Here is a 13,002-nt window from a genome sequence, read left to right as displayed (position 1 = left end):
CTCGGCCCGGCGCGGGCCGTGGACCTTTGGCGCGGTCGTGGGCACCCCACTGGGTGCCCGGTGGTTATTACACGCCGGTTGCGCTCCCCCTCACGAGGAGGGGGAGGCGGTCACCAGCTGGACTTGGTGATGCCGGGCAGCTCGCCGCGGTGGGCCATCTCCCGGAAGCAGATCCGGCACAGGCCGAACTTCCGGTAGACCGAGCGCGGACGCCCGCAGCGCGAGCATCGAGTGTACGCGCGAACCTCGAACTTCGGCTTGCGCGACGCCTTGGCGAAGTCGACTGACTCTCGTCCTCGCCATCTGCTCAGCTCTCCTTGAAGGGGAAGCCCAGGAGCTTGAGCAGCGCCCGGCCCTCGTCATCGGTCTTCGCGGTCGTCACGACCGTGATGTCCATGCCCCGCGACCGGTCGATCTTGTCGGGGTCGACCTCGTGGAACATGACCTGCTCGGTCAGCCCGAAGGTGTAGTTGCCGTTGCCGTCGAACTGCTTCGGCGACAGGCCGCGGAAGTCGCGGATCCGGGGCAGCGCGGTGGCCAGCAGCCGGTCCAGGAACTCCCACATGCGGTCGCCGCGCAGCGTGACGTGCGCGCCGATCGGCATGCCCTCGCGCAGCTTGAACTGCGCGATGGACTTGCGGGCCCGGTTCACGGCGGGCTTCTGGCCGGTGATCGCCGACAGGTCGCGGATCGCGCCCTCGATCAGCTTGGCGTCCTTCGCCGCGTCCCCCACGCCCATGTTGACCACGATCTTGGTCAGGCCCGGGATCTGCATGACGTTCTCGTAGCCGAACTGCTCGCGCATCTGCCCCGCGATTTCCTCGCGGTAGCGCAGCTTGAGCCGCGGCTGCGGCACGGGACGCTCGGTCACGGTCTCAGTCATCGGACGCGGACTCCTTACCGCCCTTGCCGGCCGACTTGGCGCGGTTCTTGTGCGGGCGGGTGACCCGGACCTTGTTGCCGTCCTCGTCGAAGGTGTAGCCGATCCGCACCGGCTCGCCCTTCTCGACGAGCGCGACGTTGCTGATGTGGATCGACGCCTCGACCTGGACCCGGCCGCTTTCCTTGCCGGCCCGCTGCGCGTCGGCCTTGATGTTCTTGGTGATGATGTTGACGCCCTCGACGACAACACGTTCGCGGTTCGGGTCGGCGCGCAGCACCGTGCCGGTGGCGCCCTTGTCCTTGCCCGCGATGACGACGACCTCGTCACCCTTCTTGATCTTCATCACAGCACCTCCGGCGCGAGCGAGATGATGCGCATGAACTTCTTCTCGCGCAGTTCGCGGCCCACCGGGCCGAAGATACGGGTGCCCCGGGGGTCGCCGCCGTCCTTGATGAGGACGGCCGCGTTCTCGTCGAAGCGGATGTAGGAGCCGTCCGGGCGCCGGCGCTCCTTGCGGGTGCGCACGATGACCGCCTTGACGACATCCCCCTTCTTCACGCCGGCGCCGGGAAGGGCGTCCTTCACCGTCGCGACGATGATGTCGCCGACTCCCGCGTAGCGCCGACCCGAGCCGCCGAGAACCCGGATGCAAAGGATCTCCTTCGCACCCGTGTTGTCGGCGACCTTGAGTCGCGACTCCTGCTGGATCACGTTGACTCCTGTTCGTCACACCGGTTCTGCTCGCCGATCAGGGGAGCAGCCTGGTGGAACCGGGTAATTACTTGGCCTTCTCGAGGATCTCCACCACGCGCCAGCGCTTGGTGGCCGACAGGGGGCGGGTCTCCATGAGACGGACGCGGTCGCCGACGCCGCACTCGTTGGCCTCGTCGTGCGCCTTGTAGTTCTTCGTCCGCCGGATCACCTTGTGGTACTTCGGGTGCTTCACGCGGTCCTCGACGGACACGACCACGGTCTTGTCCGACTTGTCGCTGACCACGAGGCCCTCGAACACCTTGCGGCTGTTCCGCTGCGTCGTCTGCTCGGTCATTCGTCGCCCTCCACGGCGTCCTCGGAGATCTCGACGATGCCGAGCTCTCGCTCACGCATCACGGTGTAGATGCGGGCGATCTCGCGCTTCACGGTGCGCAGCCGCCCGTGGCTCTCCAGCTGGCCGGTCGCCGACTGGAAGCGGAGGTTGAACAGTTCCTCCTTCGCCTCCTTCAGCTTCGTGACCAGGACGTCGTCCGGCTCGGTCCGCAGATCAACGGCGGTAAGACCCTTGGCCATCAGGACTCACCCACCTCTCGCTTCACGATCTTGCACTTCATGGGGAGCTTGTGGATCGCGCGCATCAGCGCCGCCCGGGCGATCTCCTCGTTGGGGTAGGAGAGCTCGAACATCACGCGTCCCGGCTTGACGTTGGCCACCCACCACTCGACCGAGCCCTTACCGGAACCCATGCGGGTCTCGGCGGGCTTCTTGGTCAGCGGGCGGTCCGGGAAGATGTTGATCCACACCTTGCCGCCACGCTTGATGTGACGGGTCATGGCGATACGCGCGGCCTCGATCTGCCGGTTCGTGACGTACGCGCCCTCGACCGCCTGGATGCCGTACTCGCCGAACGTCACCCGCGTGCCGCCCTTGGCCATGCCCCTGCGCTTCGGGTGGTGCTGCTTACGGTGCTTGACCTTGCGAGGGATCAGCATGGGTTACTCAGCTCCCCTCACCCTGCGGAGCAGCCTCGGTCGCCTGCGCGGGCTGCTCGGAACTCTGCTGCTGCTTCTGCGCGCCACCGCGCTCGCCGCCGCGCTCGCCACCGCGGCCACCACGGCCGCCGCGGCCACCGCCACGACGCTCACGACGCTCCCGGCCACCGCCGGCGGCGCGCTGCTGGGCGGCCTGCTGCTCGCGCTCGGCGCGGGTCTGCGCGGCCTCGCCCTTGTAGATCCACACCTTCACGCCGATGCGGCCGAACGTCGTCCGGGCCTCGTAGAAGCCGTAGTCGATGTCGGCGCGGAGCGTGTGCAGCGGCACCTGGCCCTCGCGGTAGAACTCCGACCGCGACATCTCGGCGCCGCCGAGACGGCCGCCGCACTGCACCTTGATGCCCTTGGCGCCCGACTTCATCGCGGACTGGATCGCCTTGCGCATGGCGCGGCGGAACGCGACCCGGCTGGACAGCTGCTCGGCCACGCCCTGCGCGACGAGCTGCGCGTCGATCTCGGGGTTCTTCACCTCGAGGATGTTCAGCCGGACCTGCTTGCCGGTCAGCTTCTCCAGGTTGCCCCGGAGCCGCTCGGCCTCCGCGCCGCGGCGGCCGATGACGATGCCCGGCCGCGCCGTGTGGATGTTGACCTCGACACGGTCACGGGTCCGCTCGATCTCCACCTTGGAGATGCCCGCCCGGTCCATGCCCTTCTGCAGCATGCGCCGGATCTGGACGTCTTCCTTGACGTAGTCCTTGTAGAGCTTGTCGGCGAACCACACGCTCTTGTGGTCGGTGGTGACGCCGAGCCGGAACCCGTGCGGGTTGATCTTCTGACCCACTACCGGGCCCTCCTCGTCTTCTTACCGCCGCCGGTCGCCGAAGCCTCGTCCCGCGACTCCACGACCACGGTGATGTGGCTCGTGCGCTTGTTGATGCGGTAAGCCCGGCCCTGGGCGCGGGGACGGAAACGCTTCAGCGTCGGCCCCTCGTCCACCCACGCACGGCTGACGACCAGCGTGTCCGAGTCGAGCTTGAAGTTGTGCTCGGCGTTGGCGATGGCACTCGCCAGCACCTTGCCCACAGGCTCACCAGCAGCCTGGGGGGCGAACCGCAGCACCGCCTGAGCCTCCGCGGCCGGCAGGCCGCGGATGAGGTCCACCACGCGGCGGGCCTTCCTGGGCGTGACGCGGATGTACCGCGCCTGGGCCCTGGCTTCCATCGCTGTCCCTCTCTCCTACGATCTACTGCTCGACCGCTCAGCGGCGGCTACGGCGGTCTTCCTTGACGTGGCTGCGGAACGTGCGCGTCGGCGCGAACTCGCCGAGCTTGTGCCCCACCATCGCGTCGGTGATGAACACCGGGACGTGCTTGCGGCCGTCGTGCACGGCGATCGTGTGCCCGATCATGTCCGGGACGATCATGGAGCGCCGCGACCACGTCTTGATGACGTTCTTGGTGCCCTTCTCGTTCTGGGCGTCCACCTTCTTGATCAGGTGGTCGTCCACGAAGGGGCCCTTCTTGAGGCTACGTGGCATGACGAGCGACTCCTACCGCTTCTTCTTGCTGCGACGACGGACGATCAGCCGGTCGCTCGACTTGTTCGCCTGGCGAGTGCGGCCTTCCTTCTTGCCCTTCGGGTTCACCGGGTGCCGGCCACCGGAGGTCTTGCCCTCACCACCACCGTGCGGGTGGTCGATCGGGTTCATGGCCACACCGCGGACGGTCGGGCGCTTGCCCTTCCACCGCATACGTCCGGCCTTGCCCCAGTTGATGTTCGACTGCTCGGCGTTGCCGACCTGGCCGACCGTCGCGCGGCACCGCACGTCCACCATCCGCATTTCGCCGGAGGGCATACGCAGCGTGGCGTACTTGCCCTCCTTGGCCAGCAGCTGGACGCCCGCGCCCGCGCTGCGGGCCAGCTTGGCGCCGCCGCCGGGCCGCAGCTCGATGGCGTGGATGACGGTACCCGTCGGGATGTTGCGCAGCGGGAGGCAGTTGCCCGGCTTGATGTCGGAGCCCGGCCCGTTCTCCACCCGGTCGCCCTGCTTCAGGTCGCGGGGGGCGAGGATGTAGCGCTTCTCGCCGTCCGCGTAGTGCAGCAGCGCGATGCGCGCGGTGCGGTTCGGGTCGTACTCGATGTGCGCGACCTTGGCCGGGACGCCGTCCTTGTCGTGCCGGCGGAAGTCGATCACCCGGTAGGCGCGCTTGTGCCCGCCGCCCTGGTGCCGGGTGGTGATCCGGCCGTGGTTGTTCCGGCCGCCCTTCTTCGGGAGCGGCTTGAGCAGCGACTTCTCGGGCTCGCGGCGCGTGACTTCGACGAAGTCGGCCACGCTGGAGCCGCGACGACCCGGAGTGGTCGGCTTGTAGTTACGGATGCCCATCTTTTTCGTTCATCCCTTGTCTGTCTTCGGGACGACTACGGCTTGTTAGGCCGTGCCGCCGAAGATGTCGATCCGCTCGCCCTCGGCCAGGCTGACGATGGCGCGCTTGGTGTCCTTGCGCTTGCCGTAGCCGTACCGGGTGCGCTTGCGCTTGCCCGACCGGTTGAGGGTGTTCACGTTCGTCACCTTGACGTTGAACACCTCCTCGACGGCCTGCCTGATCTGCGTCTTGTTGGCGTCCGGGCGGACGATGAACGTGTACTTGTTCTCGTCCAGCAGCCCGTAGCTCTTCTCCGAGACGACCGGCGCGATGATGACGTCGCGGGGGTCAGCGATCCGTGCCACAGTCCCCCTCCTTACTTCTTCGCCGCGCGCGAGATGAACTCGTCGTACGCCTTCTGCGTGAAGACGACGTCATCGTTCACCAGCACGTCGTAGGTGTTGAGCTGGTCGGAGACGAGCACGTGCACGCTCGGCTCGTTGCGCAGGCTCTTCCAGGTCAGCTCGTCGTCGCGGTCGAGGACCACGAGGACGCGCTTGGCCTCGGTGACCGAGCGCAGCGCCGTCAGCGCCGTCTTCGTCTTCGGGGCGTCGCCCTCGATGATGTGGTCGACCACGTGCACCCGGCCGTGCCGGGCGCGGTCGGACAGGGCGCCGCGGAGCGCGGCGGCCTTCATCTTCTTGGGCGTCCGCTGCGAGTAGTCGCGCGGCTGCGGACCGTGGACGATGCCGCCGCCGGCGAACTGCGGGGCGCGGGTCGAGCCCTGCCGGGCGCGGCCGGTGCCCTTCTGCCGGTACGGCTTCTTGCCGCCGCCGGACACGTCGCCGCGGGTCTTCGTCGCGTGGGTGCCCTGCCGGGCCGCCGCCTCCTGCGCCACCACGACCTGGTGGATCAGCGGCACGCTCGTCTTGGCGTCGAAAACCTCGGCGGGCAGGTCGATGTCGAGCTTGGAGGTCACTTGCCCGTCCCCTTCACTGCGTCGCGGACCAGCACCACGCCGCCGTTGGGACCGGGGACCGCGCCCTTGATGAGCAGCAGGCCCTTCTCCTCGTCGATGGCGTGCACGGTCAGGTTCTGCACGGTGGTACGGGCGTTGCCGTGCCGTCCCGCCATGCGGAGGCCCTTGAACACGCGACCGGGGGTCGCGCAGCCACCGATCGAGCCCGGCGAGCGGTGCTTGCGCTGGGTGCCGTGCGAGGCGCCGAGGCCGCGGAAGCCGTGGCGCTTCATGACACCGGCGGTGCCCTTGCCCTTGCTCGTACCGGTCACGTCGATCTTCTGGCCGGCCTCGAAGACGGCGGCGGTGATCTCCTGGCCGAGTTCCAGCTCGGTGTCGCCCCGGAGCTCGACGAGGTAGCGGCGCGGCGTGACGCCCGCCTTCTCGAAGTGCCCCGCCCGCGGCTTGTTGACCTTGCGCGGGTCGATCTGCCCGTACCCGATCTGGACGCCCGTGTAGCCGTCCTTCTCCTGGGTCTTGAGCTGGGTGACGACACAGGGCCCGGCCTGGACGACGGTCACCGGAACGATCCGGCCCTCATCGTCGAAGACCTGGGTCATGCCGAGCTTCTCGCCCAGGACGCCCTTCCTCTGCGTACTCATTCTGGTGCGTCCCTCAGAGCTTGATCTCGATGTCAACGCCGGCCGGAAGGTCGAGACGCATCAGCGAATCGACCGTCTTGGGCGTCGGGTCGAGGATGTCGATCAGCCGCTTGTGCGTGCGCATCTCGAAGTGCTCGCGGCTGTCCTTGTACTTGTGCGGCGAGCGGATGACGCAGTACACGTTCTTCTCGGTCGGCAGCGGCACCGGGCCCGCGACCCTGGCGCCCGTCCGCGTCACCGTCTCAACGATCTTCTTCGCGGAGGTGTCGATGACCTCGTGGTCGTAGGCCTTGAGCCGGATGCGGATCTTCTGTCCCGCCATGGTGGCCTCGGTGTCCTTTGCTGTAGTGCCGCTGTTACTTCAGGATTCGTGAGGCGGCGGCCCGGCCGGCAGGCGTGCGCGGCCGGGCCGCCGCATCGACGAGAGGTGTTACTTGATGACCTTCGTGACGCGGCCGGAACCGACGGTCCGTCCACCCTCGCGGATGGCGAACTTGAGGCCCTCTTCCATGGCGATGGGCTGGATGAGCTCGACGCGCATCTCGGTGTTGTCGCTCGGCATGACCATCTCGGTGCCCTCGGGGAGGTTCACCACACCGGTCACGTCCGTGGTCCGGAAGTAGAACTGCGGACGGTAGTTGTTGAAGAACGGCGTGTGGCGGCCGCCCTCGTCCTTGGACAGGATGTAGACCTGCGCCTCGAACTCGCTGTGCGGGGTGGTCGTGCCCGGCTTGATGACGCACTGGCCGCGCTCGACGTCCTCGCGCTTGGTGCCGCGCAGGAGGAGGCCGACGTTGTCGCCCGCCTGGCCCTGGTCGAGCAGCTTGCGGAACATCTCGACACCGGTGACCGTCGTCTTGGACGCGGTGTCCTTGATGCCGATGATCTCGACTTCCTCGTTGACGTTGATCACGCCGCGCTCGATCCGGCCGGTGACGACCGTGCCGCGGCCGGTGATCGAGAAGACGTCCTCGACCGGCATCAGGAACGGCTTGTCGATGTCGCGCACCGGCTCCGGCACGTTCTCGTCGACGGCGGTCATCAGCTCGACGATCGACTGCGACCACTTCTCGTCGCCCTGCAGCGCCTGGAAGGCGGAGACGCGGATGACCGGCAGGTCGTCGCCCGGGAACTCGTACTCGGAGAGCAGCTCGCGGACCTCGAGCTCGACGAGCTCCAGGATCTCCTCGTCGTCGACCATGTCGCACTTGTTCAGCGCGACGACGATGTAGGGCACGCCGACCTGGCGGGCCAGGAGCACGTGCTCCTTGGTCTGCGGCATCGGGCCGTCGGTCGCGGCGACCACCAGGATGGCGCCGTCCATCTGCGCCGCACCGGTGATCATGTTCTTCACGTAGTCGGCGTGACCGGGGCAGTCCACGTGGGCGTAGTGACGGGACTCGGTCTGGTACTCGACGTGCGCGATGGAGATGGTGATGCCGCGCTCGCGCTCCTCCGGCGCCTTGTCGATGTCCTCGAACGGCGTGAAGGGGTTGAGGTCGGGGTACTGCTCGTGCAGCACCTTGGTGATCGCCGCGGTAAGGGTGGTCTTACCGTGGTCGATGTGCCCAATGGTGCCGATGTTCACGTGCGGCTTGTTCCGCTCGAACTTGGCCTTCGCCACTGGTTGCTCCTTGTTGCGATCCTCGGCCGCCTAGACGACCGCTTCGTGTGTGTCCTGGTGATCTGTGGGCAGGCCGGGTGCTACTCGCCCCGCGCCTTGGCGATGATCTCCTGCGCGACGTTCCCGGGAACCCTCGGCGTAGGAGTCGAACTGCATCGTGAAAACAGCCCGGCCCTGGGTCTTGCTGCGCAGATCACCCACGTAGCCGAACATCTCCGACAGCGGGACCAGCGCCTTGACGACGCGCATCCCGTGCCGCTCGTCCATGGACTGGACCTGGCCGCGGCGGCTGTTGAGGTCGCCGATCACGTCGCCCATGTTCTCCTCGGGCGTGGTGACCTCGACCGCCATCATCGGCTCAAGCAGCGTGGGGGACGCCTTGCGGGCGGCCTCCTTGAACGCCATGGAACCGGCGACCTTGAACGCCATCTCCGAAGAGTCGACGTCGTGGTAGGCGCCGTCCTGCAGGGTGACCTTGACCCCCACCATCGGGTAGCCGGCCAGGACACCGAACTCGGCGGCCTCCTGGCAGCCCGCGTCCACCGACGGGATGTACTCCCGCGGGATGCGGCCACCGGTGACCTTGTTCTCGAACTCGTAACCGTCGGACCCGCCGCCCAGCGGCTCCAGGTCGATGATCACGCGGCCGAACTGGCCGGAGCCGCCCGTCTGCTTCTTGTGGGTGTACTCGACCTTCTGCACGGCCTTGGTGATCGTCTCGCGGTAGGCGACCTGCGGCTTGCCGACGTTGGCCTCGACCTTGAACTCGCGCTTCATCCGGTCGACGAGGATCTCCAGGTGGAGCTCGCCCATGCCGGAGATGACGGTCTGGCCGGTGTCCTCCTCGGTGCGGACCTGGAAGGACGGGTCCTCCTCGGCCAGCCGCTGGATCGCGGTGCCCAGCTTCTGCTGGTCGGCCTTGGTCTTCGGCTCGATCGCGACGTGGATCACCGGTGCCGGGAAGTTCATCGACTCCAGCACGATCGGGTTCTTGTCGTCGCAGAGCGTCTCGCCGGTGGTGGTCTGCTTGAGGCCCATCACCGCCACGATGTCGCCGGCGCCCGCGCGCTCGATCTCGGTGCGCTTGTTGGCGTGCATCCGGTAGATCTTCCCGATGCGCTCCTTGCGCTCCTTGACGGAGTTCATCACGTTCGTGCCGGTCTCCAGGACCCCGGAGTACACGCGCACGAAGGTGAGCTTCCCGAGGTGCGGGTCACTCGCGATCTTGAACGCCAGAGCGGAGAAGGGCTCGTCCTCGCTCGGCTTCCGCTTGAGCACCTTCTCCTCGTCGCGGACGGCGTGGCCCTCGATGTCCTCGACGTCCAGCGGCGACGGCAGGTAGCGGACGATCGCGTCCAGCAGCGGCTGGATGCCCTTGTTCTTGAACGCGGTGCCGGTCATGACGGGCGTGAGGTTCGCCGCGATCGTGGCCCGGCGGATGCCCGCGTGCAGCTGCTCCGTGGTGGGCTCGGTGCCCTCCAGGTACAGCTCCATGATCTCGTCGTCGTTCTCGGCGAGCGTCTCGACGAGCTTGTCGCGCCACTCGCGGGCCGCCTCGGCGTGGCTCTCGGGGATGTCGACCGTGTCGTACATCTCGCCGAGCTTGGCCTCCTCGTTCCAGAGGAGGGCCTTCATGGCCACCAGGTCGATGACGCCCCGGAAGTCGGCCTCGGCGCCGATCGGCAGCTGCAGCGCCAGCGGCGTCGCGTTCAAGCGGTTCTCGATCATGTCGACGCAGCGGTGGAACTCCGCGCCGACCCGGTCGAGCTTGTTGACGAAGCACATGCGGGGCACGCCGTACCGGTCGGCCTGCCGCCACACGGTCTCGGACTGCGGCTCCACGCCGGCGACACCGTCGAACACCGCGACCGCGCCGTCGAGCACCCGCAGGTTGCGCTCCACCTCAACGGTGAAGTCGACGTGCCCGGGGGTGTCGATGATGTTGATCGTGTGGTCGGTTTCGTCGACCGGCCAGTGGCAGGTGGTGGCGGCGGAGGTGATGGTGATCCCCCGCTCCTGTTCCTGCTCCATCCAGTCCATGGTCGCGGCGCCGTCGTGGACCTCGCCGATCTTGTAGCTCATCCCCGTGTAGAACAGGATGCGCTCGGTCGTCGTGGTCTTGCCAGCGTCGATATGGGCCATGATCCCGATGTTGCGGACCCTGGCCAGGTCTACACCGGTTTTGGTAGCCACTTTCGTCCTCGCGTCGTCTCGTCGTTGCAGATCCGCCGGGTTACCAGCGGTAGTGAGCGAAGGCCTTGTTGGACTCCGCCATCTTGTGCGTGTCCTCGCGCTTCTTGACCGACGCGCCGAGGCCGTTGCTAGCGTCCAGGAGTTCGTTCATCAGACGCTCGGTCATCGTCTTCTCGCGACGCTGCCGGGCGTACACCACGAGCCACCGCAGCGCGAGCGTGGTGCTGCGGGCGGGCCGCACCTCGACCGGCACCTGGTAGGTCGCGCCACCGACACGGCGGCTGCGGACCTCAAGGGTCGGCTTCACGTTGTCGAGCGCGCGCTTCAGCGTGACGACCGGGTCGTTGCCGGTCTTCTCGCGGGCGCCCTCAAGGGCGTCGTAGACGATGCTCTGCGCGATGGAACGCTTGCCGTCCAGGAGAATCTTGTTGATGAGCGCGGTGACCAGCGGCGAGTTGTACACCGGGTCAGCGATCAACTGGCGCTTGCCAGCGGGGCCCTTGCGCGGCATCAGCTCTTCTCCTTCTTCGCGCCGTACTTGCTGCGCGCCTGCTTGCGATTGCGGACGCCCTGCGTGTCGAGGGAACCGCGGATGATCTTGTACCGAACACCCGGGAGGTCCTTCACACGACCGCCGCGCACGAGCACCATCGAGTGCTCCTGCAGGTTGTGACCGACACCGGGGATGTAGGCCGTGACCTCAATCCCGCTGGTCAGCCGGACACGGGCGACCTTGCGAAGCGCGGAGTTCGGCTTCTTGGGCGTCGTCGTGTAGACGCGCGTGCAGACACCCCGGCGCTGGGGGCTCTCCTTCAGCGCGGGCGTCTTGTTCTTGGTCACCTTGTCCTGGCGGCCCTTGCGGACCAGCTGCTGGATCGTGGGCACCGCGTCTCCGTCTTCCTCGTACCGAGCCGGTAAGTCTTGTGTGCAATCACCACCTCAGGAGAGGCTGTGACCTGCCGGTTTCCCGACGCTCTCCGACCCACGCGGTCGGGCGTGTCGTCACCACGCGGTAGAAACCCCGCGGAAACCAACACAGACCGCCCGACCCGAAAAGGGCCAGATCAAGCCGGGGAGTGGATGCGGCGGCGGCCCAGCCCTGACGGGCGGCACCTACGCGCACGCATAGCGACCCGCATACTGCGGGCACAAGCGAAAAGGTTACCGACCGCGACGCCAAAGTGCAAAGCGAGCAGCGCACTACCGCGCGGACGGCCTCCGGCGCAAGCCGACGGGCCCCACAGCAGCCGATTTCGCCTTAAAACGGCCGAATGCCGACGGGAAGTTCCCGCCCGTGGAGGCGGGAGACCCGTCGGCATTGTGACCCACGCACCCCGCGATGGGGAAGATGTGGCCGAAACTTGACCGGCGTGCTAGCCGGACGTGGCCAGCACGCCCACGACGATCGCGATCAGGATGACGATGCCGATGGCCGCCGTGATGAGGACGACCTTCAGGTTGTTGGACTTGGGGACGTCGGCGCCGTGCCCCGGCTGCCCGCCGTACTGGCCGGGCTGACCGGGCTGGCCGTACTGCCCCGGCTGGCCGGGGGCTCCGGGCTGCTGGCCGAAGGGCTGTTGCTGCTGCCCGAACTGGAGCGCGCCGTGCTGCTCGTCGGGCTTGCCGACCGGCTGCCCGCCGGAGGCGTCCGGCTGCCCGAACGGCGAGTACTGCCCGGGCGCCTGGCCGGGCGCCTGGCCGGGCGCCTGCTGGCCGAACTGCTGCTGGTCGGGCTGGCCGAACTGCTGCTGCTGTCCGTACGGCGACTGCTGCCCGTAGTCCTGCTGCTGCTGGCCGAACGGCTGCGCACCCGCCTGCGGCTGCTGCGGCGCCTGCGGCTGCTGCCCCGCGGCCTGCCACTGCTGCTGGCCGAGGTCCATCACGGTGTGGTCGGCGAGGCCGCCGCCGTCCAAGACCGTGTGGTCGGCAAGGCCGCCCGACTCGGCGGGACGGCCCTGCGCGGACGGATCGAACGCCTCCGTCGCACGGGGCTCCTCCACGCCGCCGAACCCCTGCGGCTGCTGCGGCCCCGTACCGTCCCCGGGGGGCGGGACCATCAGCGTCCGGTCGGTCTCGACCTGCTGGGGCTGCTGGGGCTGCGACTGCGGCGCCTCGGGCGACCAGGGCTCCGGCGTGGTCGGCGGGGCGGGCGCCTGCCACGGCTCGGGCGGGGGCTCCTGCCTGCGCTCGGGACCGGTCGCGACCGGGATGTCGGTGCCGGGCGACCAGTGCAGCGTGGCCTGGTCGTCCACCACCGGGCGGGGCTTCTCCTGCTCGCCCGTGCCGGGATTGGGGACGATCAGCGTCCGGTCGGCGGGCGGCTCCTGCGGCTGCTCCGGCGGCGCGCCGTGCGCGGGCTGCTGCGGGTATCCCGGCTGCCCGCCGAACGGCTGCTGCTCCGGCTGCGCGAACGGCGACTGCTCCGGCGGCGGGAACCCGCCGGGCTGCTGCTGCCCGAACGGCTGCTGCGGCGGCGGAGGCGGCGGCTGCTCGCCGAACTGCTGGACGGGCTGCTCCACCATGGTCGGCGGAGGCGGGGGCGCCGAACGGTCGCCCTGCGGCGGCTGCCCGTACGGCTGCTGCGGCGCGGCGGGCGGCGGCCTGCTGCGGCCC

General features: G+C 68.4%; 18 protein-coding genes and 2 pseudogenes. All 20 read right to left on the bottom strand.

All coding sequences use genetic code 11. The features are described 5' to 3' along the window. Positions 1-110: 110 nt before the first annotated feature. Positions 111-311: a type Z 30S ribosomal protein S14 gene (locus BJF79_RS00245; protein ID WP_075894483.1), complete on the bottom strand. Its 201-nt coding sequence runs from the start codon at positions 309-311 to the stop codon at positions 111-113. After that, positions 308-883, bottom strand: coding sequence for a 50S ribosomal protein L5 (rplE, locus tag BJF79_RS00240; protein WP_075894467.1), 576 nt, complete (start codon positions 881-883; stop codon positions 308-310). Before rplE ends, BJF79_RS00245 begins: the two co-directional genes overlap by 4 nt. After that, positions 876-1,226, bottom strand: coding sequence for a 50S ribosomal protein L24 (rplX, locus tag BJF79_RS00235; RefSeq protein ID WP_075894466.1), 351 nt, complete (start codon positions 1,224-1,226; stop codon positions 876-878). Before rplX ends, rplE begins: the two co-directional genes overlap by 8 nt. Next, complete coding sequence (gene rplN / locus BJF79_RS00230) at positions 1,226-1,594, bottom strand: 50S ribosomal protein L14 (protein WP_026404058.1); 369 nt, start codon at positions 1,592-1,594, stop codon at positions 1,226-1,228. Before rplN ends, rplX begins: the two co-directional genes overlap by 1 nt. 67 nt (positions 1,595-1,661) lie before the next feature. Further along, positions 1,662-1,931, bottom strand: a complete 270-nt coding sequence (gene rpsQ, locus BJF79_RS00225; protein WP_075894465.1) for a 30S ribosomal protein S17 — start codon at positions 1,929-1,931, stop codon at positions 1,662-1,664. Beyond that, positions 1,928-2,170, bottom strand: coding sequence for a 50S ribosomal protein L29 (rpmC, locus tag BJF79_RS00220; RefSeq protein ID WP_075894464.1), 243 nt, complete (start codon positions 2,168-2,170; stop codon positions 1,928-1,930). Before rpmC ends, rpsQ begins: the two co-directional genes overlap by 4 nt. Then, complete coding sequence (gene rplP, locus BJF79_RS00215; protein WP_075894463.1) at positions 2,170-2,589, bottom strand: 50S ribosomal protein L16; 420 nt, start codon at positions 2,587-2,589, stop codon at positions 2,170-2,172. Before rplP ends, rpmC begins: the two co-directional genes overlap by 1 nt. Positions 2,590-2,596: 7 nt before the next feature. After that, positions 2,597-3,430, bottom strand: coding sequence for a 30S ribosomal protein S3 (gene rpsC, locus BJF79_RS00210; protein WP_075894462.1), 834 nt, complete (start codon positions 3,428-3,430; stop codon positions 2,597-2,599). Beyond that, a complete protein-coding gene (gene rplV / locus BJF79_RS00205) occupies positions 3,430-3,810 on the bottom strand; it encodes a 50S ribosomal protein L22 (RefSeq protein WP_075894461.1) in 381 nt (126 codons plus the stop codon). The genes rpsC and rplV overlap by 1 nt, the downstream gene beginning before the upstream one ends. Before the next feature lie 37 nt (positions 3,811-3,847). After that, positions 3,848-4,126 carry a 30S ribosomal protein S19 gene (gene rpsS, locus BJF79_RS00200; protein WP_075894460.1) on the bottom strand — a complete coding sequence of 93 codons (279 nt, stop codon included), beginning with the start codon at positions 4,124-4,126 and terminating at the stop codon, positions 3,848-3,850. A gap of 12 nt (positions 4,127-4,138) precedes the next feature. Further along, positions 4,139-4,972 (bottom strand): 50S ribosomal protein L2, encoded by an 834-nt coding sequence (rplB, locus tag BJF79_RS00195; RefSeq protein ID WP_026404051.1) that lies wholly within the window; start codon positions 4,970-4,972, stop codon positions 4,139-4,141. A 45-nt stretch (positions 4,973-5,017) separates the two neighbouring features. Continuing rightward, complete coding sequence (rplW, locus tag BJF79_RS00190; RefSeq protein WP_075894459.1) at positions 5,018-5,317, bottom strand: 50S ribosomal protein L23; 300 nt, start codon at positions 5,315-5,317, stop codon at positions 5,018-5,020. A gap of 11 nt (positions 5,318-5,328) precedes the next feature. Beyond that, on the bottom strand, positions 5,329-5,931 hold the full coding sequence (rplD, locus tag BJF79_RS00185; protein WP_075894458.1) for a 50S ribosomal protein L4: 603 nt from the start codon (positions 5,929-5,931) through the stop codon (positions 5,329-5,331). Continuing rightward, complete coding sequence (rplC, locus tag BJF79_RS00180; protein ID WP_075894457.1) at positions 5,928-6,572, bottom strand: 50S ribosomal protein L3; 645 nt, start codon at positions 6,570-6,572, stop codon at positions 5,928-5,930. The genes rplD and rplC overlap by 4 nt, the downstream gene beginning before the upstream one ends. 13 nt (positions 6,573-6,585) lie before the next feature. Then, on the bottom strand, positions 6,586-6,894 hold the full coding sequence (gene rpsJ, locus BJF79_RS00175) for a 30S ribosomal protein S10 (protein WP_075894456.1): 309 nt from the start codon (positions 6,892-6,894) through the stop codon (positions 6,586-6,588). 108 nt (positions 6,895-7,002) lie between these two features. Then, positions 7,003-8,196 (bottom strand): elongation factor Tu, encoded by a 1,194-nt coding sequence (tuf, locus tag BJF79_RS00170; RefSeq protein ID WP_075894455.1) that lies wholly within the window; start codon positions 8,194-8,196, stop codon positions 7,003-7,005. Positions 8,197-8,276: 80 nt separating this feature from the next. Continuing rightward, a pseudogene (gene fusA, locus BJF79_RS00165) lies at positions 8,277-10,338 on the bottom strand (elongation factor G). A 91-nt stretch (positions 10,339-10,429) separates the two neighbouring features. Next, a complete protein-coding gene (rpsG, locus tag BJF79_RS00160) occupies positions 10,430-10,900 on the bottom strand; it encodes a 30S ribosomal protein S7 (protein WP_021597494.1) in 471 nt (156 codons plus the stop codon). Further along, the gene (gene rpsL, locus BJF79_RS00155; RefSeq protein ID WP_026404044.1) at positions 10,900-11,274 is read right to left on the bottom strand and encodes a 30S ribosomal protein S12; all 375 of its coding nucleotides are present in this window, start codon (positions 11,272-11,274) and stop codon (positions 10,900-10,902) included. The genes rpsG and rpsL overlap by 1 nt, the downstream gene beginning before the upstream one ends. Before the next feature lie 488 nt (positions 11,275-11,762). Next, a pseudogene (locus tag BJF79_RS00150) lies at positions 11,763-13,002 on the bottom strand (hypothetical protein); the annotation flags it as partial.

Origin of the sequence: Actinomadura sp. CNU-125, assembly GCF_001942465.1 — a bacterium.
GTDB lineage: Bacteria > Actinomycetota > Actinomycetes > Streptosporangiales > Streptosporangiaceae > Spirillospora.
This window is presented reverse-complemented; position numbering and strand designations above follow the sequence as displayed.

What these genes read in the sequence shown, in the direction of transcription:
- rpmC (WP_075894464.1), bottom strand. Translation starts at nt 2,170, where the DNA reads ATGGCCAAGGGTCTTACCGCCGTTGATCTGCGGACCGAGCCGGACGAC.
- rpsS (WP_075894460.1), bottom strand. Translation starts at nt 4,126, where the DNA reads ATGCCACGTAGCCTCAAGAAGGGCCCCTTCGTGGACGACCACCTGATC.
- rpsJ (WP_075894456.1), bottom strand. Translation starts at nt 6,894, where the DNA reads ATGGCGGGACAGAAGATCCGCATCCGGCTCAAGGCCTACGACCACGAG.
- rplE (WP_075894467.1), bottom strand. Translation starts at nt 883, where the DNA reads ATGACTGAGACCGTGACCGAGCGTCCCGTGCCGCAGCCGCGGCTCAAG.
- rplP (WP_075894463.1), bottom strand. Translation starts at nt 2,589, where the DNA reads ATGCTGATCCCTCGCAAGGTCAAGCACCGTAAGCAGCACCACCCGAAG.
- rplC (WP_075894457.1), bottom strand. Translation starts at nt 6,572, where the DNA reads ATGAGTACGCAGAGGAAGGGCGTCCTGGGCGAGAAGCTCGGCATGACC.
- rplB (WP_026404051.1), bottom strand. Translation starts at nt 4,972, where the DNA reads ATGGGCATCCGTAACTACAAGCCGACCACTCCGGGTCGTCGCGGCTCC.
- rplX (WP_075894466.1), bottom strand. Translation starts at nt 1,226, where the DNA reads ATGAAGATCAAGAAGGGTGACGAGGTCGTCGTCATCGCGGGCAAGGAC.
- rpsG (WP_021597494.1), bottom strand. Translation starts at nt 10,900, where the DNA reads ATGCCGCGCAAGGGCCCCGCTGGCAAGCGCCAGTTGATCGCTGACCCG.
- rpsQ (WP_075894465.1), bottom strand. Translation starts at nt 1,931, where the DNA reads ATGACCGAGCAGACGACGCAGCGGAACAGCCGCAAGGTGTTCGAGGGC.
- rplV (WP_075894461.1), bottom strand. Translation starts at nt 3,810, where the DNA reads ATGGAAGCCAGGGCCCAGGCGCGGTACATCCGCGTCACGCCCAGGAAG.